Here is a 22,038-nt window from a genome sequence, read left to right on the forward strand (position 1 = left end):
CCCATGTCCGCCGTCACGCCTGAAATCGCCGCCGACTTCCTGATCGAAGCGCAGGAAATCCTCGACCGGCTGGGCGAGCAACTGGTCACGCTGGAGCAGGACCCTTCCGACAGTGAGCAGCTGAACGCGGTGTTCCGCGGCTTCCATACCCTGAAGGGCGGTGCCGGCTTCCTCGGCATCCAGCCGATGGTCAACCTGTGCCACGCCGCCGAAGAAACACTCGGCCTGGTCCGCGCCGGACAGGCCACGCTGGAACCGCAGCACTTCGATGCCGCCCAGCAATCGCTGGACTGGCTGCAACAGATGCTGGATGCGATCGGCGCCGGTGAAGACCCGCCGCACGCACCGCAGATGCTGATCGACCAGTTCGATACCCGCGGGGATGCCGCGCCTGCCACACCGAAGCAAACGACCGCGACGAACGCCACGCCCGCTGCGACCGGCACGGACCTGATCAGCGATGACGAGTTCGAAGCATTGCTGGACCAGTTGCATGGCGATGGCGCCCCCACCCGCACGGCCGCACCTGCGCCAGCCGCGCGACCGGCCCCCTCGCCCGCGAAACCGGCCGCACCGAAGCCGGTCGCGAAGGCCGGCGGTGAAACCGAACAGACCATCCGCGTGGACACCAAGCGGCTGGACGCCATCGTCAACCTGGTGGGCGAACTGGTGCTGTCGCGCAACCGGTTGAAGACATTGCGTGCGCGCATCCGCGACGAAGAACTGGACCGCGCCGTCAGCGGCCTCGACATCGCCACGGCGCGCCTGCAGACGGCCGTGATGCGCACCCGCATGCAGCCGGTGGGCAAGGTGTTCTCGCGCTTCCCCAAGGTTGCGCGCGACGTCGCCCGGCAATTGCAGAAGGAAGTCGACCTGGAACTGGTCGGCGCAGAGACGGAACTCGACCGCAACCTGGTGGAAGCGCTGGCCGATCCGCTGGTGCACCTGGTGCGCAATGCGATCGACCATGGCATCGAAGTGCCCAGCCTGCGCGAAGCCTGCAGCAAGCCGCGCGCCGGCCACGTGCGCCTGTCGGCGCAGCAGGAAGGCGACTTCGTCACCATCGAGATCCGCGACGATGGCGCCGGCATCGACCCCGAACGCCTGCGCGCCAAGGCGCTCGAGAAAGGCCTGATCGATCCGGAAGCCGCCGCGCGCCTTACCCACGATGAATGCCTGCAACTGATCTTCCTGCCCGGCTTCTCCACCAAGGCCGAGGTCACCGACATCTCCGGCCGCGGCGTGGGGATGGACGTGGTGCAGTCGCGCATCCGCGAACTCAGCGGCCAGATCGCCATCCATTCCGACATCGGGCGTGGCAGCCGCTTCGTCATCCGCGTGCCGCTGACGCTGGCCATCCTGCCCACCCTGCTGGTGCAGGCCGGCGAACCCGTCTACGCCCTGCCACTCGCGCGCGTGATGGAAGTGCTGCACGCACCTTCCGAGAGCCTGCGCTGGTTCGACGGCCAGGCCGTGCTGGACCGCCAGAGCCATACCTTGCCCCTGGTCGACCTGCGCCACTGGCTGCGGGTGGACCCGGTGATGACGCCTTTGCTCACCATTGTGGTGCTGCAGATGGGCGAACAACGCTTCGGCCTGATCGTCGACCAGGTGCGTGGCCGCGAAGAGGTCGTCATCAAACCCCTGCCGCGCGCCGTGCGCGGCCTGCCCGGCTACGCCGGCGCCACCCTGATCGGCGACGGCCGCATGGCCCTGATCCTGGACGTGGACGGCCTGCGCGCGACGGCGTAAGCCATCCCTCCGGCACCTTGTAGGCGCGATGTAAGTCGCGACCGCACGCCGTGCACAACACGGCAGCCCGATGTCTGTGTGATCACGGTCGCGACTTACGTCGCTCCTACAACAGCAATGCAACTGCCTGCGACCGCACATCGTGCACAACATGACAGCCCGATGTCTGTGTGATCGCGGTCGCGACTCACGTCGCTCCTACAAGAAGCGCACCTCAAGTCCACCTGAACCGGGCCGATAGATCTGCACATGGACATCTTCAGCCTCATCGGACTCATCCTGGCGCTGGTCGCCCTGGTAGGCGGCAGCATCCTCAAGGGCGCGGGCCTGTCCTCGCTGTGGTCGTCGGCGGCCTTCGTCATCGTGATCCTGGGCACCATCGCCGCGATCCTGGTGCATACGCCGCCACCGGTATTCAAGCGCGCGCTGTCCATCGTGCGCTGGGTGATCCGGCCTCCGGGCAGCGACGGCGACGCGCTGATCGCCGAGATCGTCGACTGGAGCAACATCGCCCGCAAGCAGGGCCTGCTGGGGCTGGAGCCGCTGGTCAACCAGCAGGACGACCCGTTCCTGAAGAAGGGCCTGCAGATGCTGGTGGACGGGGTGGAACCGGAATCGATCCGACACATGATGGAGATCGACCTCAATGGCCAGGAGCACCAGGACCTGGCGGCCGCGAAGGTGTTCGAAGCCATGGGCATCTACGCGCCCACGCTGGGCATCATCGGCGCGGTGTTCGGCCTGATCGCGGTGATGAAGAACCTCGCCGACCCCAGCAAACTGGGCCACGGCATCGCCGCTGCGTTCACCGCGACGATCTACGGCATCGCCTCGGCAAACCTGTTCTTCCTGCCCATCGCCAGCAAGCTGAAGAGCGTGATCGGCGGGCGCAGCCGCGAACAGGAAATGATCATCGAAGGCCTGATCGCGATCGCGCAGGGCGAGAACCCGCGCAACATCGAGGCCAAGTTGGCCGGCTTCCTGCACTGATCCCGCGGAACGACGGCGATGGCGCGCAGGAAGAAACACGAGGAGCACGCGAACCACGAGGCCTGGGCGATCCCCTACGCCGACCTGATGACGCTGCTGCTCGCCTTCTTCGTGGTGATGTACGCCATCTCCACCATCAACGAGGGCAAGTACCGCGTGATGGCCGATGCGCTCACGGCAGCCTTCGGTGGCGCGCCGCGCACCATCAACCCGGTGCAGGTGGGCAACCACCAGTTGCAGGGCGCCGACTTCGACCGGCCTTCGCCGATCAAGTCCGGCGCCAAACAAGGTCCATCCGCCCCATCGCCCTCGCCCAACGTCACCCTGCTGGCGGCGATGGCCTCGCAGATGAACCTCTCGATGGACGAGAAGGGCCTGAAGAGCGCGCAGGGCGAGCTCAAGCGCATCGCCGATGATCTGGAGCGCGCGCTGGCGCCGCTGATCGACGAGAAGCTGGTGGTCATCAAGCGCTCCGAGTTGTGGCTGGAAGTGCAGATCAACAGCGACATCCTGTTCGCCACCGGTTCGGCGGCACTGGATCCGCAGGCGCAGCAGACCGTCGGCAAGCTGGCGGAAGTGCTGGGCAACGTGCCCAACTCGGTGCGCGTGGAAGGCTATACCGACGACCGCCCGATCCGCACCGCGCAATTCCCGTCCAACTGGGAACTGTCTTCGGCCCGCGCCGCGAGCGTGGTGCACCTGTTCGTCCGCGACGGAATCCCGCCGGAGCGGCTGGCGATGATCGGCTACGGCGAGTTCCGGCCGATCGGCGACAACACCACCCTCGAAGGCCGCAACGCCAATCGCCGCGTGCTGCTGATCATCCTGGCCAGCCCGGCCGGCCCGGCACCGAACTTGCATGCGCAGGAGCAGGCCGTCGAAGCGCCGTCAGTGATCGCACTGCCGTCGTTGCCGACCCACGCCGCGTCGCCCATGCCCGGAGCGCCGCCGGCGCCCCAGGTCCATGAAGGAGTCCAGTGATGCGCGTGTGGGCAATCGCCAACCAGAAAGGCGGCGTAGGCAAGACCACCACCACCCTCGCCCTCGGGCGCGCCCTGGCCATGCGTGGCCGCCGCGTGCTGCTCGTGGACCTGGACCCGCACGCGTCATTGACGCGCGCGTTCGGCGTGCCCGCCGAGCCGCAGCCTGCCGGCGTGCTGGACCTGTTCGATGAGCAACCGCCGCTGCTCGCCAGCGTGGCGCGCGCCACCGAGATCGAGAACCTCGCCTTCGTTCCGGCACAGACACCATTGGCCACGCTGGAGCGCCGCAGCGCCACCCAGCCCGGTCTGGGCTTGGCGCTGTCCAATGCGCTCGCGCGCGGCGGCCAGGCCTGGGACCACGTGCTGTTCGACTGCCCGCCCACGCTGGGCTTGCTGATGGTCAATGCGCTGGCCGCTGCCGACCACGTCATCATTCCGACCCAGACCGAACCGCTGGCGCTGCACGGCCTGAAAGGCATGTGCCGCACCGCCGATATGATCCAGCGCTCGCGCCATCGCGAACTTCCGGTGTCGATCCTGCCCACGCTGTACGACAAGCGCACCCGCACGGGTGCCGAGACCTTGAAGGCGATGCAGGACGAGTACGGCGGACGCGTCTGGAACGACGCCATCCCCAACGACACGCGCATCTGCAGCGTCGATGCACTGACCCGTTCCAGCCCCGCCGCGCAGTATCCCGGCCGCGGCCTGTCGGCGTACCGCCGCGCCCTGGACTGGCTGTTGCTGACGGAAGCACGCGCCACCGAGCAAGCCGCATGAACACGCCCGCCGTCCTCGATGACTACCTGCAAGACCTGCTGGGCGAACTGGGCACGGCAACCGTCGCTCCTTCCCAAGCCGCGGTCGTCGAGGAAACGGCGGTGATCGCCGGGATATCGCCCAACGCGGCCGACACGCCAGCGCCGCCCATCGCGAAGGTCGAAGCGCCTCCCGCGTTGGCGATCGCACCGGTGCGGGCGGGCAGCGACGCCGACATGATCAACGACGACGAGTTCGAAGCGCTGCTGGACCAGTTGCACGGCAGTGGCGCCCCCACCGTGGTGACCGGCCCCGCCAGCGAGCCGATCATCGCGGCGCCGACGCCTCCCGCGCCCGCGCCCGCGCCTGCGCCTGCGCTTGCGGTCGCGCCTGCGCGCGCAGACAGCGCCGGCGACATGATCAGCGACGACGAGTTCGAAGCCCTGCTTGACGACCTGCACGGAGGCGCTGCGCCCACCGCGCGGATTGCCGAACGCGCGCCTGTCGCCCCACCGGCCGCACCCGCCGCACAGGCGCCGCGCGCCCTGGCGCCGCTGCCCAGCAAGCCGTACCTGCAGGAAGCGCTGCCCGACACCGGCGAGCGCCGACGCGCAACCGAACGCAAGACGCGCTGGCTGCGCCTGCGCTGCGACCAGCAGCACTACGCGCTGGAACTGCTGAAGGTGCAGGAGGTCGTGCGCCCCGCCACCCTGCTGCCCCTGCGCGGCGCCGCGCCTCACATGCTCGGTGTGATGAACCTGCGCGGCCAGGTGGTGCCGGTCATCGACATGGGCCTGTACCTGGGCCGCAGTGCGATCGACACCGATGCCGCCACGCGCATCGTGGTGCTCGAAGAGCATGGCGAGATCCTCGGCCTGCGCGTCAGCGCGGTGGAGGACGTGGCCAACCTGACCGACAACCAGATCGAATCCCCCGACAACGCGCGCGTCGGCCGCATCGCGAATCCCTTGGTCCGCGGCGTGGCCCGCCTCAACGAACGCGCGGTGATCCTGCTGGACGCCTCGCAAGTCCTGCAGTGATGGGGGGAAATCAAAACAGGACCCGAGGGATGGCGCATTCCGCCAGCACGTCCATGCCGGTGTTGCCGGGTGTAGCGGAAGCCGGGAACGCGTGCGCCGAAGCTGGCTTCCCAGCCTCGCGCCCTGCCCCCTGCATTTCACGAACCGCGTCACATATCCACACCGGATGCTCAAGAGTGGCCCGCGAGCGCCGATACCCCACTAGAGCCGCCCTTCCGGAGACACGATGAGCGCAGTGCCCCTGGGTGATGACCTCGGCATCGAGGCCGCCACCGACCTCAAGCAACACCTGGCCATGCATGTCGCACAGCCTGGCCCGCTGGTGCTGGATGCCGGCACGGTACAGCGCGTGCACACCGCCAGCCTGCAGGTGCTGTGCAGCTTCGTGCGCCAGCGCGAGCAGGCCGGGCTGGCCACCGACTTCAGTGCGGTCAGCCAGAACTTCCGCGACGCGGCGCGCCTGCTCGGCCTCGCGCCGCAGCTTGGCCTGGCGACCACCAACAACGAAAACAACATGCAACAAGTGGAGAACGCCGCATGAGCGCACGCATTCTGGTAGTGGACGATTCGGCCTCGATGCGACAGATGGTCGCTTTCGCCCTGACGTCGGCCGGCTTTTCGGTGGATGAAGCCGAAGATGGCCAGGTCGCACTGGGACGCGCGCAGGGACAGAAGTTCAATGCGGTGGTCACCGACGTCAACATGCCCAACATGGACGGCATCTCGCTGATCCGCGCCCTGCGCGGCATCCCCGACTACAAGTTCACGCCCATGCTGATGCTGACCACCGAATCGGCCGCCGACAAGAAGGCCGAAGGCAAGGCTGCCGGCGCGACCGGCTGGCTGGTCAAACCGTTCAACCCGGAACAACTGGTCGCCACCGTCCAGAAAGTCCTGGGCTGATCCTCCTTCCCTCCGCTTCCCTTCCGACCGCACCAGGGCACCGTCGCAATGAACATGGACATGCAGCGCTTCCACGCCACGTTCTTCGAGGAAAGCCGCGAAGGGCTGGAAGCGATGGAGGCCGGCCTGTTGTCGCTGGAGCAGGGCAACCGCGACGGCGACCTGATCAATTCCATCTTCCGCGCCGCGCATTCCATCAAGGGCGGCTCGGCGACGTTCGGCTTCGATGCCATCGCCGGCATGACCCACGTGCTGGAGACCCTGCTGGACGAACTGCGCGCCGGCCAACGCGCCGTCAGCCCGCCCGCCGTCGACGCCATGCTGGCCTCGGTAGACGTGCTGCGCGCCCTGCTGGCCGAGGCCGAACACGGCACGCCGGCAGATCCTGCAGCGGTGCAGGCCATGAAGGACCGCCTCAACGCGGTGTTGTCCGGCCAGGACGCACCTGCCGCCACGCCCGCGGCTGCAGCGAAGGCCGACGAAACGCCGGAAGGCTGGAAGATCGGATTCACCCCCGCACCGTCGCTGTTCATGAGCGGCAACGATCCGCTGCGCATCCTGCGCGAACTGGAACACCTCGGTCCGCTGGAGATCGCGTGCCGCATGGAGCGCCTGCCGGGGTTCGAGCAGATCGATCCGCTGGAAGCCTATCTCGCGTGGGACCTGGGCCTGATCGGCAAGGTGCCGCGCAGCGCGGTGGACGATGTGTTCGCGTGGGTCGTCGACGATTGCGAACTCGACATCCAGCCGATGCAGCGCAATGCGGCGCCTGTGGAAGCCGTCGCCATCGCCGCGCAGCCGGTCGCCACGGTGACCGCCAGCGGTGCGCAGGCACCGGCAGGCGCCGCGCCCGCCGCCAACGACACCGCAGAAACCTCCATCCGCGTCAGCGTCGACAAGATCGACGGACTGATCAACCTGGTCGGTGAACTCGTCATCACCCAGGCCATGCTGAAACAGGTCTCCGGCCTGCTCGACCAGGCCCAGTGCGAGCGCCTGTTCGCCGGTCTGGACCTGCTGGAGCGCAATACGCGCGATCTGCAGGAGGCCGTCATCGGCGTGCGCATGCTGCCGGTGGATGCCGTGTTCCGCCGTTTCCCGCGCCTGGTCCGCGACCTGTCCGCCCGCCTCGGCAAGCAGGTCCGCCTGCGCACGATTGGTGAGGGCACCGAACTTGACAAGGGCCTGATCGAACGCATCGCAGACCCGCTGGTCCACCTGGTCCGCAACTCGATCGACCACGGCCTCGAACTTCCCGATGCGCGTCGCGAAGCGGGCAAGGACGAAACCGGCACGATCACGCTGGCGGCGTCGCACCAGGGCGGCCACATCGTCATCGAAGTCAGCGACGACGGTCGCGGCCTGAATCGCGACCGCATCCTGGCCAAGGCCGCCGAGCGTGGTCTGGCCGTGCCCGAGAATCCCAGCGACTCCCAGGTCTGGGACCTGATCTTCCAACCCGGCTTTTCCACCGCCGAGGCCGTGACCGATCTTTCCGGTCGTGGCGTGGGCATGGACGTGGTCCGCCGCAACATCCAGGCGCTGGGCGGCGAAGTGCAGCTGGAAAGCGCATCCGGCAGCGGCACGCGCGTGGTCATCCGGCTGCCGCTGACGCTGGCCATCCTGGACGGCATGGGCGTGTCGGTCGGCGAGGAAACGCTGATCCTGCCGCTCGGCTACGTGCTCGAGGCCCTGCAGCCGCAGGCCGAGGACGTGCGCACAGTGGCCGGCGACGGCCGCGTACTGCGCGTGCGCGGCGAGTACCTGCCCATCGTGTCGCTGAACGACTACTACTGCTACGGCCAGAGCAGCGCAGAAGATCCGCTGGTGGTGGTGGTGGAAGCCGACGGCCAGAAGCTGGCGCTGGAAGTGGACGAACTGATCGGCCAGCAGCAGGTCGTGGTCAAGAACATCGAAAACAACTACCGCCGCATCGACGGCATCTCCGGCGCCACCATCCTCGGTGATGGCCGCGTGGCCCTGATCGTCGATGTCGGCGGACTGGTCCGCGCACGCAGGACGCTGCAGGCGGCCTGACGCAGCCGTTCCATTCTTCCTCTCCGGCGTTCACTTGGGACGCGGCCTTAGACTGGCCGCGACAGGTGGACGCACGCCCACACCCAATAGGTAAATCCATGAAGTACATGTCCACCCTCGCCCTGGCCCTGATGGCCGCCCACGCCACCGCGCATGCGGAAGATGCCGGCACCAGAGCCAGTGCATGGCCGCCGAAGATCAGCTTCGCCGACGGCACCGAACTGAGTCTGGGCGGCAATCTGCAATACGACCTCAACCGCTTCTCCGGTGAGGGCTACAACGGCGCCGCGCTGGAAGACGACGACGCCTGGCGCCGCCAGGAAATCGGCGTGACACTCAAGCGCAAAGGGGTGTACGACTTCGGCGCGACCTTCGACTTTCAGGCCAAGACCTGGAGCGACGTCGCCCTGCGGCTGGAAACCAAGGCGCTGTTCGGTCACGACGCCGGCAAGCTGCGCATCGGCCAGATGAAGCTGCCGCTCGGCTTCGAGGGCAACACCGGCACCCGCCACGTCTCGATGATGGAGCCGTCGCTGCCCACGCAGGCGTTCTACCAGGGCCGCCGCAGCGGCATCGACTGGGCGTTCGAGCGCGACCGTTATATCGCCAATGTGGGCTACTTCTTCGAATCCGACCTGCAGGGCAACAACAAGGGCGACACGGCGGCGTTCCGACTGGCGTGGACGCCGCGCAAGGCGGCCGGCGACGTGCTGCACCTCGGAATCGCCGGTTCGCAGGAACGTCCCGACAGCGAGGTCAACGGCCTGGGCGCCACCGTGTATCCCAGCGTGCGCTGGCGCGCCAAGCCGGAAGCTTCGCTCACCGGCGTGCGCCTGGTGGACTCGGGCACGCTCACGCGCGTGGACCGCATCGAGCGTACCGCCCTGGAAGCGTTGTGGATCCACGGCCCGTGGTCACTGCAGGGCGAGTACCTGCGGCAGGAGACCACGCGCGAGCTGGGACTGCCTTCGTACTCGGCCGATGGCGGCTACGTGCTCGGCAGCTGGCTGGTGACCGGCGAGTCGCGTGGCTACAGCGGCGGCAACGTCAGCAACCCCAAGCCCAAGCGCAAGCACGGCGCGCTGGAACTGCTGGCCCGCTACAGCCGCATCGACTTGGACAGCGACGGCATCGCCGGTGGCCGCGAACACAACTGGACGCTGGGCGCCAACTGGTACCTGACGCCCTACTTCAAGTTCCAGGCCAACTACGTGAAGAGCGATGCGACGCGCGGCGCGTTCTCCGCCGACCCGTCCGTGTTCCAGCTGCGCGCGCAGATGCATTTCTGACCGCGCATGCCGCATCGCCCGCGCAGCCGGTCACGGTCTGCGCGGGCATGCCGTCGACATGCAGGTAAGCGCGCTTACCTTTCCGCCGAGCGGCCATCAAGAACTGTCACATTCCGCCGTTACTTCGGGAGAGACATGGCGCCAAGGGCATGGACCGCCACTGCTTCCGCCTGATGCACTGGCCCCACCTACTGAACTCTATCGAGACCGCCTTCATGTTCAAGCACCTCAAGATCGGCAAACGCCTGGCCATCGGCTTCGCCGTGCTCGTCCTGCTCATCGTCGCCACCGGGGCGTTCTCCGCACAGCGGATGGGCGTGGCCCAGGGCGTGGTGGTCGAGATCACGAACAAGGAGGTGCCGGCCATCCGCGACTTGGGACGCCTGGCCACGATGCTGGCCGAATACCGGGTCAGCGAACGCGGCCTGGTCGCCGGCTACCAGGACCCGGAGAAAGTCGCCGAATACACCGGCGAGATGGTCGCGGGCGGCAAGGCCTTCGACGAGCTCTCGAAAGCGTACGGGACCACTATCACGGACAAGCATCAGAAAGAGCTGTACCAGCAGATGCTGGCCAAGTCCGCGCTCTACTTCGACAACAGCCGCCTTCTGATCGAATCGGTCAAGGTCGGCGATCTGGCACCTGCCAGTGGAGCCGGCGACCTGCGCCAGGCCTCGGCCGATGCCGTGGCCCTGATGCTGGACGACAAGATGAAGGAGCTGGACGAAGCCGTTGCCGCCCAGCAGGCCGGCTATACCAACAACATCCGCGCCATCGGCCTGCTGGTGGCGGTGGCACTGATGCTGGCCATCGCGGCCGCGGTCCTCATCACCCGCTCGATCGTGCGCCCGATGGCTGACGTCGCGAGCGTTGCCGACTCCGTGGCGCGTGGCCAGCTGGATCGCCAGATCATCATCGACGACCGCAGCGAGCTCGGCGACCTGCTCGGCTCCATGCAGCGCATGCAGACGCAGGTGAAGTCGGTCATCGCAGCCCAGAGCGAAATGGCGGCGCGCCATGACGAAGGCCGGATCAGCTACCGGATGGACGACAGCACATTCCCCGGCGAGTACGGCCGGATGGTGCGCGACACCAATGCCCTGGTCGCCCAGCACATCGGCGTGAAGATGCGCGCCGTGGAGGTGATGCGCCGCTACGCCGTGGGCGACCTGTCGGTGGACATGGACCGCCTGCCGGGCGAGAAAATGGTCATCACCGAAGCGATGGACATGTGCAAGGCCAATCTGTCGGCGATCAATGGCGAGATCAAGCGTCTGGCCAGTGCCGCCGCTTCCGGTGACTTCACCCATCGTGGCGATGTCGACAAGTACCAGTACGACTTCCGCGACATGGTGGAAGGTCTGAACCGTCTGATGGAAACCACCGACGGCAACCTCGCCGAGGTGTCCGAACTGCTGCAGGCCATCGCCCGCGGCGACCTGACCGCGAGGATGGAAGGCGACTTCCATGGCGTGTTCGCCAGCATGCGGGATGATGCCAACGCCACCGTCGCCCAGCTGACCGAGATCGTCGGCGGCATCCAGATGGCGGCCACCAGCATCAATACGGCTGCCGGCGAGATCGCATCGGGCAACAACGACCTGTCGCGCCGCACCGAACAGCAGGCCGCAAACCTGGAAGAAACCGCCGCCTCGATGGAGGAACTGACCTCCACCGTGCGCCAGAACGCCGAGTCCGCCCGCCAGGCCAACCAGCTGGCCATCGGTGCCGCAGGCGTGGCTTCGCTGGGTGGCGATGTGGTCGGCCAGGTGGTAACCACGATGCGCGACATCGAGCAGTCCTCCAAGAAGATCGCCGAGATCATCTCGGTCATCGACGGCATCGCCTTCCAGACCAACATCCTGGCCTTGAACGCGGCAGTGGAAGCCGCACGTGCCGGCGAACAGGGCCGTGGCTTCGCGGTCGTGGCCAGCGAGGTGCGCACGCTTGCCCAGCGTTCGGCCAATGCCGCCAAGGAGATCAAGGGCCTGATCGAGAATTCGGTGGATCGCGTGGCCGACGGCTCGGCGCTGGTGAACCAGGCCGGCGCAACCATGGGCGAGATCGTTGCCAGCGTGCAGCGCGTGACCGACATCATGGCCGAGATTTCCGCCGCCTCGCAGGAACAGTCGGCTGGCATCGAGCAGGTCAACCAGACCATCACCCAGATGGACGAAACCACCCAGCAGAACGCTGCGCTGGTGGAAGAAGCCACCGCCGCCGCGCGTTCCATGGAAGAGCAGGCCGGTGCGCTGACCCAGAGCGTGTCGGTGTTCAAGCTGCAGGCCACCGTCAGTGCCCCGGTCCGCCAGGCCATTGCGGCGGCCGCCGTTGCACCGCGGCCGGTGGCGACACCCAAGGCCGTGGCCCGCAAGCCGGTCGCACGCAAGCCCGAACCCGCGCTCGCCGACGGGGACTGGCAGGAGTTCTGATCGCGCATCGGAACACGCGACAGAAGCACCCTGCACGGCCCGGATTTCCGGGCCGTGCCTGTCTGGAGCGCCACACTCGCGCAGGTATCTGTATTTACCGCTCGTCGGGGAAATCCCCACAAAGGCTCAATGACCTGGCCGTAACGCCGATATCGATCCAGCCTCCATCACGACACGCCCTGCCCCCATGAATCGACTGAAGCGCCTTTCTCTCGGCAGCAAGCTCTCCCTCCAGGTCACCCTCGCCGTGGCCGTCGTCCTCACCCTCCTCGCTGTGGTCGTGCAGCGGCAATCCAGCCGCGCCATCGAAGCACGTGCCCTCGGCGATCTCGACGTCGCGGCGCAGGTGATGCTGGAATCCATCGCGCTCTACGACAGCACCCTGACCGACGCCACGCAGCGGATGGCAAGGAGCTTCCGCGCGGCACTGCCTTCGGGCGACGTCTCGGTCGATGCCGGACGCACCACGCCGATCGGCGATTTCGAGGTTCCCGAACTGCGTTTCGGTGCGCAGGCGATCAACCTGGACTTCACCACCGTCGACCGCTTCACCGAAGCCACCGACGTGGTCGCCACGCTCTTCGTGCGTCAGGGCGACGATTTCATCCGTGCCACCACGTCGCTGCGCAACACCGAAGACGAACGCGTCATCGGCACCGCGCTGGACCACAAGCATCCCGCATACGCTCTGATCCTCCAGGACAAGCCCTACACCGGCCGCGCGCGTCTCTTTGGTCGCGACTACATGACCCATTACGAGCCGCTGCAGGATGCGGAAGGCAACACCATCGGCATCCTGTTCGTCGGCCAGAACTACGGCGATGGCCTCGCGGCGCTGAAGGACAAGCTGCGCAACACGGCACTGGGCGAAGCGGGCTATTTCTTCGTGGTGGATATCGCCGAAGGCGAGCACTACGGCAAGCTGGCCGCGCATCCCGCCAGCCAGGACGCGCTGTATTCCTCGGTGGTGGACGTCGACTCCGTGCCGGAGATGAAGGCCCTGCTGGCGAAGGACCATGGCCACACGGTGCTCGACATCGCGCCCAAGGCCGGCGAAGAGGCCGTACCGGCACTGGTCGCGGTGAAGCAGTTCGCCCCGTGGAAGTGGGCGCTGGTGGCGGTCGAACCCCGTTCCACCGTGCTGGCTTCAAGCCATGCGTTGACGGTCGCCATCCTGCTGCTTTCGTTGCTGGCACTGGTGGTGATAGCGACGCTGGCCTGGTTCGGCGTGCGTCGCGTGGTCTCGCACCCGCTGCGTGGTGCCGTCGCCATCGCCGAAGCGGTGGCCGTCGGAAAACTGGACAGCCGCATCGACACCTCGCGCCACGATGAAGTCGGCCAGTTGCTGTCCGCCATGCACCATGTGCAGACCCAGGTGGTATCTGTGATCGAGGCACAGACCGAGATGACGCGACGACACGACGAGGGCCAGATCAGCCACCGCATCGACGACAGCGCATTCCCCGGCGAGTACGGCCGCATGGTGCGCGACACCAATGCGCTGGTGGCCTCGCATATCGCGGTGAAACTGCGTCTTGTCGAGGTGATGCAGCGCTACGCCATCGGTGACCTGTCGATGGACATGGACCGTTTGCCTGGCGAAAAGGCGGTGCTGACGCAGACGATGGACGCCACCAAGGCCAGCCTGTCGGCCATCAATGGCGAGATCAAGCGCCTGGCGCAGGCCGCTTCCTCGGGCGATTTCAGCCAGCGCGGCGACGTGGACAAGTACCAGTACGATTTCCGCGAGATGATCGGGGGACTCAACCAGTTGATGGAAACCACCGACGGCAACCTCGCCGAGGTGTCCGAACTGCTGCAGGCCATCGCACGTGGCGACCTGACCGCACGGATGGAAGGCGACTTCCACGGCGTCTTCGCCACCATGCGCGACGATGCCAATGCCACCGTCGCCAAGCTGACCGAGATCGTCGGCGGCATCCAGATGGCGGCCACCAGCATCAATACTGCCGCCGGCGAGATCGCCTCCGGCAACAACGACCTGTCGCGCCGTACCGAACAGCAGGCCGCCAACCTGGAAGAAACCGCCGCCTCCATGGAGGAACTGACCTCCACGGTGCGCCAGAACGCCGAATCGGCCCGTCAGGCCAACCAGTTGGCCATCGGTGCGGCATCGGTCGCTTCGCAGGGTGGCGAGGTGGTCGGTCGCGTGGTCACCACGATGACCGACATCGAGCAGTCATCGAAGAAGATCGCCGAGATCATTTCGGTCATCGACGGCATCGCCTTCCAGACCAACATCCTGGCTTTGAACGCGGCAGTGGAAGCCGCACGTGCCGGCGAACAGGGTCGCGGCTTCGCGGTGGTCGCCTCCGAAGTCCGCACGCTCGCCCAGCGGTCGGCCAATGCCGCCAAGGAGATCAAGGGCCTGATCGAGACTTCGGTGGACAAGGTCGCCGAGGGCTCGGCGCTGGTCAATCAGGCCGGCACGACGATGGGCGAGATCGTGGCCTCGGTGCAGCGCGTGACCGACATCATGGCCGAGATCTCCGCCGCATCGCAGGAACAGTCGGCCGGCATCGAGCAGGTCAACCAGACCATCACCCAGATGGACGAGACCACCCAGCAGAACGCTGCGCTCGTTGAAGAAGCCACCGCTGCCGCGCGTTCGATGGAAGAGCAGGCCGGCGCGCTGACCCAGAGCGTTTCGGTGTTCAAGCTGCAGGCCACCGTCAGTGCCCCGGTCCGCCAGGCCATTGCGGCCGCCGACGTTGCACCGCGGCCGGTGGCGACGCCGAAGGCCGCAGTCCGCAGGCAGCCCGCACGCAAACCGGAACCCGTGCTTGTCGAGGGAGATGGCGAGGGCTGGCAGGAGTTCTGAGCGGTTCGCGGTTCGTATAAAGCGGCGCGCAACAAGCACACAGCCAAGAAATTCCGGGCCCTGTGCTTGCACGCGGAGCAACGAAATCCGTGAAGATTCACCCTGTAGGATGGGTTGAGCCGTAGGCGATACCCATCGAGCACGTGGCGCCTTCACCACGATGATGGGTATCGCTTCGCTCAACCCATCCTACGCGCTGACGATGTTGGGTTACCCCGCCAGCATCTTCTATTACTCAGCCTCGCTGGTCACAAGTCCCAGCCACGCCACGGCAGCGAGGATTGCATAGCGTCCCCATCGGCGCCGCTCCACGATCTTGGCGTAGGAGCTCCGGGCATTTAAGTCTCCCTGATTGCTCTTAAATGGCGCTATGGTCGCGAGCCCGGCGGTGAGTTTCTGACAGAGCTATCGGAAACTCCGCAGGAGACCTTGTTCCCTATTGCTCTCAGGACCAGGGCGCAATTTCCATTCTCTATTTTATTCGGAGGCCAACCTATCCGCCTCTAACGTAGAAGTCGCAAGCTTGGCAGCGCGAGAGCCGTTCAGATGAGAGCCAAAGACGATCTACTTTAACTGCCTCTCTCCGTCAAGGGCACACGCCCCTTCTTGAACCCAGTGTCGTCATTAAACTGCATAAAGAGCACTTCGGCTTCCAAGCAAACGCAAAAGAACACTGAGCTCGACTCGTAAGGCCCCGAGTCCGCCACCAGCTTCAGCACCTTGCTCACAGTTTTGTCTTCGACCACTGCACACACATACTCCATGACCCTGAATGACAAGTACTTTCGCAGATCGGAGACCTCCTCCTTCGTTCCGAACCGAAAATTCTTGACTAGGAATGGCCTTAACTCCAACTCAAGATCAGCCACTCCATGTTGCAGCACGTGCACGCTAGAAAACGTCAGGTTAGGACGCCAGCTGAAATGTGCCGCTAAGGCTTCTTCAGCAGAAGATCTCGCCTCACTCAGAGAAACCACGTACGAAAACGCGGTGTGATCTCTAAGTGCTCCACTGAAAGCTGCAACCCCAGAAAGAAAGCCATCCAGTTTTTCTACCTGCTCTTTCATGTCGACTCGCTCGGCTCCTAAGGGGGACAAGTTCCACCACAAATGTTTCTATAGGACGATTCCAGCTTCGCCAGCGTCGCCGACAACTTGGCAATTCTGGCGAGATGCCCTTGATAGCTACCGGAGCTTGGATTCAGATCTGTCCTTCTCCATGCAATCTGCGCCCTCAAAACCCTGATCGCATGCGCCAGCCTATTACATGCATCGCCACCACCAAAAGGGTCCGGCATGAAAGCAATGGCTGCATCTTCTTCAAAATGATCATAGGGAGCAGGAGCATCTGCAAGCCCACCCGCTTGGGCCGACGACGACCATCCGCCAAACTGCTCATCGGGTTTTGGATGCGTCCAATCGTAGATATCCGCGCCGAGGGGTTGGCCACTCCAACTCGTGTACTGACCATCAATCCACGAACCAAACTCCCAACCCGCCCAACCGGCAGCTCCAGCACCACCCAGCCTTCCAGCTACAAGCCGAAGTTGCGCCCAATTGAATGGAGCGCTTGCCGGCATCGTCATTGTCGCTAGACCGAGGGGATCGAGCCCGGTTAAGGGACCACTACCAACGTAAGTATAAGTTGCCGGACCGTCCCCGAGCCCAATGGGATCGCTTTGCAAATAGCGACCAGTAGCAGGATCGTAATCGCGATACCCGTTGTGAAATGCACCGGAATTCTCGTCCCATCGCTGACCAGGGAATCGCATGTCAAGCGCAAAAGCCACGCCGTCGGCGTCCGCGTCCTGATCCGGAGGCGTGAGCCCGAAAACATCGCCCTTCAAATCCCACTGCCATACAGCGGTGTCCCGTATCGGATCCACGACAGCGCGCGGCGTGCCAAGGTGATCCGGCTGGACGTAATAGATGTGTCCACCATCCAGCACACCCACCGGCATGTCGTCTATCCAGATCGGCTGCTGCGACACGACACCTGACGTGCCGTAGTCGCCCAGCCAGTGACCATCTTCGTCGTAGAGCGACTGCGTTTCAGTAACACCCAAATGTCTGCGAACCTGCTCCCCTCGCCCGTTGTACGCATACTCCATGGCCACAACGCCACCGTTGCGCACCCGACTCATCCGGCCCGCATCGTTGTATTCGAGCTCACGTGAGGCGCCAATAGATTGCGTATTGCCGACTGCGTCGTAGGCGCGATTCTCACCTGCGACCGAATCCAGCCGATGGCTGTTGGCCGGATACGCATAGGCCTTCGTGCCGAACGAGTCGGTGTAACTGATCCGGTTACCCGTCTTGTCGTACTCGTACTTGTCCAGGACTGCCTGGGCCGGGCCATCGAGCGCCTCCGTCAGGCGACCCAACGCGTCGTAGCGGTACTCCATCGGTGGTGAGCTGCCGCTATCGATGTCGACCAGGTTGCCGACCGCGTCATAGCCATAGGTCAGGTCCAGACCGCCCGTTCCTCCCTGGATCGACGTTGGACGGTAGTCCAGGTCCACGTCGCGCTGCATGACACGACCGTTGCCGTACACCCAGCCAGCGATGGGACCGAAGGGGTGGTAGGTCGCCTGGTGCAGCAGGATTTCCCGCACCTGTCCCGGCCGGGTGACGCCCACACTGGTGATCTGGCCTTGCGCGTTGCGGACGTAGTCCGCCACCGTGCCGTCCGGGTAGGTCATCGCCTGCAGTTGCCCACTCCTGGTGTAGGCGTACTGCAGCGTCAGCGCCACGCCATCCGTGGTCTGCACCTTGCGGACCAGTTGACCGAAGCGATCGTGGCAGTACTGGGTTGAGCCACTGCCATCCACCATCAGCGTCAACCGCCCCACCGAGAACGTCTCGCCTGCCTGGCAGACCGGCTGGGTGACATCGTAGGTATAGGCGACATTGAGGCTGGCGGTGGGATAGCCCACCTGCGTCAGCCGGTTCAGCGCGTCGTACTGGTAGGTCGTCGTGATGCCGCGGGCATCGGTCTGGCTGGCGCGGTTGCCGGCACTGTCGTAGGTGTAGGTGGTGATACCCGTGTCCGGGCTGCTCAACTGCACCAGGTCGCCAAAGCCGTTGTAGCTGTACGTGGTGTCCAACCCCTTCGGGTCGGTGACTTTGGTCAGGTTGTCGTTGGCGTCGTACTCGAACTTGGTTTCCGCCTCGATCCCGCCCACGTCCTGCAGCGTGCCCTTGAGCCGGCTCAGGGGATCGTAGTCGTTGCGGGTGACATGCCCCAGCGCATCGGTCACGGTCTTCGCGTTTCCGCTTGCATCGTAGGTGAAGTCGGTCGGGTTCGACTGCGCGTCGGCCTGCGTGGCCAGTTGCCCCAGCGTGTTGTAGACCCGCGACAGCGTGCGCTTGAGCACACCGCCTGCGCCCTTGGTGCTCTCACCGACGCGATTGCCCGCGCCGTCCAGCGTGTACTCGATGCGATTGCCGGCACTGTCGGCGACCGCGGTCAGGCGCTTGGCATCGTCGTATTCGTACGTAGTGTAGACACCATCAGGATCGGTGATCTTCTTCACCAGCCCGGTGGGCCAGTACTCGTACGAGGTGATGCGGTCATTCGCACTCGTCGCGCCCTTGACCGTGATCGTCGCCACCCAGCCGCGCGGGTAGTAGAGCGTCTCGGTCACCACGCCGTTCGTGTCCTTGACCGCCAGCGGACGCCCGGCTGCATCGTAGGCCAGCACTTCGGTTACGCGCCCCATCGCATCTGTAACCTTCCACAGATCACCTGGGCGATAGCCGCACCCGGACAACGTGCTGCCGCAGGCGCCGCCGACGGTGCCGTAGTAGGCATATGCGTTAGTGTCGGACACGTCCGTGCGTGGACCATCGATCGACTTCAGCAGGCCGACACGGGGACAGGTACCGATATCGACGTCGGCCTGCTCGCAGTAGGCACGCGTGGCAGTACGCGCAGCCAGTGTCGACGGGTCCAGGGATGTCGTCGTCAACAACTGTCCGGTGGCGCTGTAGTCCATATTGGTCTGAGACACGACCTGACCAGCAGCGTTCAGGGTTCGTTGTTGTGTGGGCACGTTCAACGTAGCGTGCCAAACCGTTTCGCGGGTCTGCTTGTCAGAAGTCCCGAAAGCAGACGTCGCGGAGGTCAGCTTTCCACCCGTGTACGTGTAACGATCCTGGGAGCCATTGACGTTGGTTCGCGTGAGCGTCCGCCCGTAGCTATCAAAGGTGGCGGACCGTGTGCCATTAGGGTCAATCACTGACAGGGGACTACGGTTTCGATCCGCGCTATAGGTGAATGTGCGCGTAGCGCCGCTACTTGTCTCTACCTCCGCCTGATTCGCTGACGTGTAACGCATCCTGCTGGTATTCACTGGCTGCCCTGCTGAGTTGAACTGCGCACTCAGAACAACCCGGCCATGTACGTCGTAGCCGAAACTCGAATGACGGTTGCCATCCTCGTACGTGATGCCAGTCAGCAATCCGGGATCACCATTGGTGGCCAAGCCGGCCTCACCGTAGTGGTATTGCTTTACTCCGCCGTGACCATCGGAAACCGATACAAGGTTGCCGTGCCCATCGTAGGCATAGGTCTGTGTTGTTCCATCTGGCAGAAGCAGGCCAGTCAGCGTTCCGAAATAGTCGTGCGTGAACTGCAGGGCGCGACCGCTATTGTCAACCACCCTTTCCAGGAGTCTCTTGCTGTTGTACTCCAGCGTCACGTCCCGCTCGGGCGCTCGCGCGTTGCGGATGCTGACCAACCCCAGCGTCGAAGAGAAAGTACTGACATCTCCGTTGGATTCGGTGATCTGCCAATTTCCGTCCGCGGCCTGGATCATTGACGCATCGCCGAGACCCGCAATTACAAAACGACCGCCGCCAACCGACTGGTACTTCATCCTTTTTCCGCCAACGATGAGCTGGCTCGAATTGGTTCCCGGAGGGCTGAAAACGGGCCCATAGGTATGGGACCAGCCGCGTCCCAGCTTGAATCCGCCGGAGAGTTCCTCGCGCAGCGAGTTGTAGTGGCGGGCAAAGGGACGACCGGCGAAGGTGAAGTCCGCTTCGGCGCTCGACTTGTTGGTCGTGGAGGGCTCGCACGACTGGTTGTCTGCGGGACACTGGCCCGCATTCTGCCGGGGCGTAGTGATCAAGATAGTGCCGCCGGCTGTCGATTGGCACAGGTAGGGCGCGATGTCCGCCAGCACGCCTCTCGTAGGCCCCATTCCTGCCGGGCAAAGGTACAGTTGCCGACGGACAAGAGGGAACTCGTACGTTCCTCGGTACCTATGGTCGTCGTAGTTCGTATCGAAAACGATCTTGCGAGATCGAGACTTGGTCGAATCATTGAGCACCCCGACTCCGGGGGTACTGGTACCGTCGGTTCGATTCAGTGGGACGTACGATCCTTCCACGCGGGGATTGAGGTTGTAGCACCTGTTCCAGCCACAAGAGTAAACCACTCCCGCGTTGATTCTTTGAGCAAAGAAGTTAGAAATGAGCTCATCTTCATTTCCGCACCCACCAAAGTTATTGGCGGATCCTGGGCAGTACTGCGTTGCCTCGACGGCCTCAAGGAACATGTAGTAAGGCTCGTAGTACTCCAGTGGCGCTTGCGGTTTGACGGCGTAGTATGACCGAATCTGACCGTTCGACAGCTTCTGCAGGCTGCTGTTGTACAGAAACCGGCCAACGTCAGGCACTGCTGCACGCAGCGCAGCTTCTGCAGCACCCAACGAAGTGAAACAGCCTCCAGTACTCGGGCAATAGGTCGCGCCCGGCGTGAAGCCACCCGTCGGGTCATCCACCGCAATCGCCTGCGCACGAACTTCTCCCACCACACCCAGCATCGCGATCACCGCGATGATCGAGAACCCTCTGAACATCCCTATCCCCTCTTCAGCTGCCTTGCAAAAGGTGCGGCGCATCGCCGCCTCGTGAACCAGATAGAACGCTACACGGTCGCCGCGTAACGGGAAAGACGGCAAATCGGGTAAGTACATTTACGTCCCGCCGACGCCCTCACGATCGGCATCTTCCCGGCCGGCAGCTACTAGCCCCTAAAGATGCTGCACACCACGCCGATACAGCCTGTGACGCCTTCCCTGCCCAGACGCTTTCCGACGCCCGCATGACCGAGCCCAGCGACGCCACTCTGGCCGATCCCGTCAGGTACGACGAAGAAGAAAAGTACCTGGTGCATGGCGAATACGAGATCCGGCAGATTCTGCAATCGCTGATCGCCAGGCGCGCGCTCGTCAGTGGTTGCGCGATGCCGCGCAACCACACCTTCCCCACCTCCATCATCGAAGTACTGGAGGACGAAGACGGCGTCCTGATCGATGGCAGCGCATCGGAGACCATCAACCGCAGCATCGAGGAAGCGACCCACGTCACCTGCGTCTCCCGGCTCGACCGCATCCACGTGCAGTTCAAGCTCTATGACCTGCAACGCGTGCAGAAGGACGGCCAGGTGGCATTCCGTGCCTCGCTGCCGGAAAGCATCCTGCGCCTGCAGCGTCGCGAGTTCTATCGCCTGCAGGTGCCCGTGACACAGCCCATGGAATGCGCCGTCGCCGAGCGACACCCCGACGGCGAGACCACCTACCGCAACTACCGCGTGATGGACATCAGCGGCGGCGGCATCGCCCTGGCCGTGCAGGCCGAAGAGCCCACGCTTCGCCCCTACAAGGAGTTTCCCGGCAGCCTCCTCCACCTGCCCGAAAGCGGCCCGCTGTGCGTCCGCCTGATGGTCAAGAGCCTGCACCGCCAGCTCAACCAGAACGGCACCGAAAGCTGGCGCGCCGGCTGCCAGTTCACCGACCTGCCGCGTGGCGGCGATGCGCTGATCCAGCGCTACATCTTCCGGCTGGAACGCCAGCGCAGCGCCCGCGAACGCGGCGCGGCGTGACCTGCATCGAATTTCCGGCCGCCGCCCGTCGCCTGTGACCGGCATCCGCTCAACCTTGCACCGCCGCCGCCGATACCTCGCGTAACACCCCTGCGACGGGGGCGTGGCAGCGCACCACCG

At 64.8% G+C, this 22,038-nt stretch carries 14 protein-coding genes; 12 read left to right on the forward strand and 2 right to left on the reverse strand.

The genetic code is table 11. From position 1 onward, the window contains the following. Positions 1 to 3 precede the first annotated feature (3 nt). The 11 genes from FB548_RS11525 (at position 4) to FB548_RS11575 (ending at position 15,027) form a co-directional block, all read left to right on the forward strand. Positions 4 to 1,752 (forward strand): chemotaxis protein CheA, encoded by a 1,749-nt coding sequence (locus tag FB548_RS11525; RefSeq protein WP_142124923.1) that lies wholly within the window; start codon positions 4 to 6, stop codon positions 1,750 to 1,752. A 249-nt stretch (positions 1,753 to 2,001) separates the two neighbouring features. Further along, complete coding sequence (locus FB548_RS11530; RefSeq protein WP_142124924.1) at positions 2,002 to 2,742, forward strand: flagellar motor protein; 741 nt, start codon at positions 2,002 to 2,004, stop codon at positions 2,740 to 2,742. 18 nt (positions 2,743 to 2,760) lie between these two features. After that, the gene (gene motD, locus FB548_RS11535; protein WP_142124925.1) at positions 2,761 to 3,723 is read left to right on the forward strand and encodes a flagellar motor protein MotD; all 963 of its coding nucleotides are present in this window, start codon (positions 2,761 to 2,763) and stop codon (positions 3,721 to 3,723) included. After that, on the forward strand, positions 3,723 to 4,505 hold the full coding sequence (locus tag FB548_RS11540; protein ID WP_142124926.1) for a ParA family protein: 783 nt from the start codon (positions 3,723 to 3,725) through the stop codon (positions 4,503 to 4,505). Before motD ends, FB548_RS11540 begins: the two co-directional genes overlap by 1 nt. After that, on the forward strand, positions 4,502 to 5,524 hold the full coding sequence (locus FB548_RS11545; RefSeq protein WP_142124927.1) for a chemotaxis protein CheW: 1,023 nt from the start codon (positions 4,502 to 4,504) through the stop codon (positions 5,522 to 5,524). The genes FB548_RS11540 and FB548_RS11545 overlap by 4 nt, the downstream gene beginning before the upstream one ends. Positions 5,525 to 5,750: 226 nt before the next feature. After that, positions 5,751 to 6,065 carry an STAS domain-containing protein gene (locus FB548_RS11550; protein WP_142124928.1) on the forward strand — a complete coding sequence of 105 codons (315 nt, stop codon included), beginning with the start codon at positions 5,751 to 5,753 and terminating at the stop codon, positions 6,063 to 6,065. Next, the gene (locus FB548_RS11555; RefSeq protein ID WP_142124929.1) at positions 6,062 to 6,427 is read left to right on the forward strand and encodes a response regulator; all 366 of its coding nucleotides are present in this window, start codon (positions 6,062 to 6,064) and stop codon (positions 6,425 to 6,427) included. Before FB548_RS11550 ends, FB548_RS11555 begins: the two co-directional genes overlap by 4 nt. Positions 6,428 to 6,475: 48 nt before the next feature. Continuing rightward, complete coding sequence (locus tag FB548_RS11560) at positions 6,476 to 8,464, forward strand: chemotaxis protein CheA (protein WP_142124930.1); 1,989 nt, start codon at positions 6,476 to 6,478, stop codon at positions 8,462 to 8,464. Between the two features lie 98 nt (positions 8,465 to 8,562). Beyond that, positions 8,563 to 9,753 carry a porin gene (locus FB548_RS11565; protein ID WP_142124931.1) on the forward strand — a complete coding sequence of 397 codons (1,191 nt, stop codon included), beginning with the start codon at positions 8,563 to 8,565 and terminating at the stop codon, positions 9,751 to 9,753. Between the two features lie 215 nt (positions 9,754 to 9,968). Then, complete coding sequence (locus tag FB548_RS11570; RefSeq protein ID WP_142125056.1) at positions 9,969 to 12,185, forward strand: methyl-accepting chemotaxis protein; 2,217 nt, start codon at positions 9,969 to 9,971, stop codon at positions 12,183 to 12,185. Positions 12,186 to 12,372: 187 nt separating this feature from the next. Continuing rightward, positions 12,373 to 15,027, forward strand: coding sequence for a Cache 3/Cache 2 fusion domain-containing protein (locus FB548_RS11575; protein WP_142124932.1), 2,655 nt, complete (start codon positions 12,373 to 12,375; stop codon positions 15,025 to 15,027). Between the two features lie 569 nt (positions 15,028 to 15,596). Here FB548_RS11575 and FB548_RS11580 read toward each other — a convergent pair. Together FB548_RS11580 and FB548_RS11585 are read right to left on the reverse strand one after the other, a co-directional pair. Next, on the reverse strand, positions 15,597 to 16,094 hold the full coding sequence (locus FB548_RS11580; RefSeq protein ID WP_142124933.1) for a hypothetical protein: 498 nt from the start codon (positions 16,092 to 16,094) through the stop codon (positions 15,597 to 15,599). Positions 16,095 to 16,111: 17 nt separating this feature from the next. Further along, a complete protein-coding gene (locus FB548_RS11585) occupies positions 16,112 to 20,935 on the reverse strand; it encodes an RHS repeat-associated core domain-containing protein (RefSeq protein WP_255470512.1) in 4,824 nt (1,607 codons plus the stop codon). A 203-nt stretch (positions 20,936 to 21,138) separates the two neighbouring features. Here FB548_RS11585 and FB548_RS11590 point away from each other — a divergent pair, with 203 nt between their 5' ends. Further along, positions 21,139 to 21,918 carry a flagellar brake protein gene (locus tag FB548_RS11590; protein ID WP_142124934.1) on the forward strand — a complete coding sequence of 260 codons (780 nt, stop codon included), beginning with the start codon at positions 21,139 to 21,141 and terminating at the stop codon, positions 21,916 to 21,918. The last annotated feature ends 120 nt before the right edge of the window (positions 21,919 to 22,038 follow it).

Source organism: Pseudoxanthomonas sp. 3HH-4, assembly GCF_006716465.1.
GTDB lineage: Bacteria > Pseudomonadota > Gammaproteobacteria > Xanthomonadales > Xanthomonadaceae > Pseudoxanthomonas_A.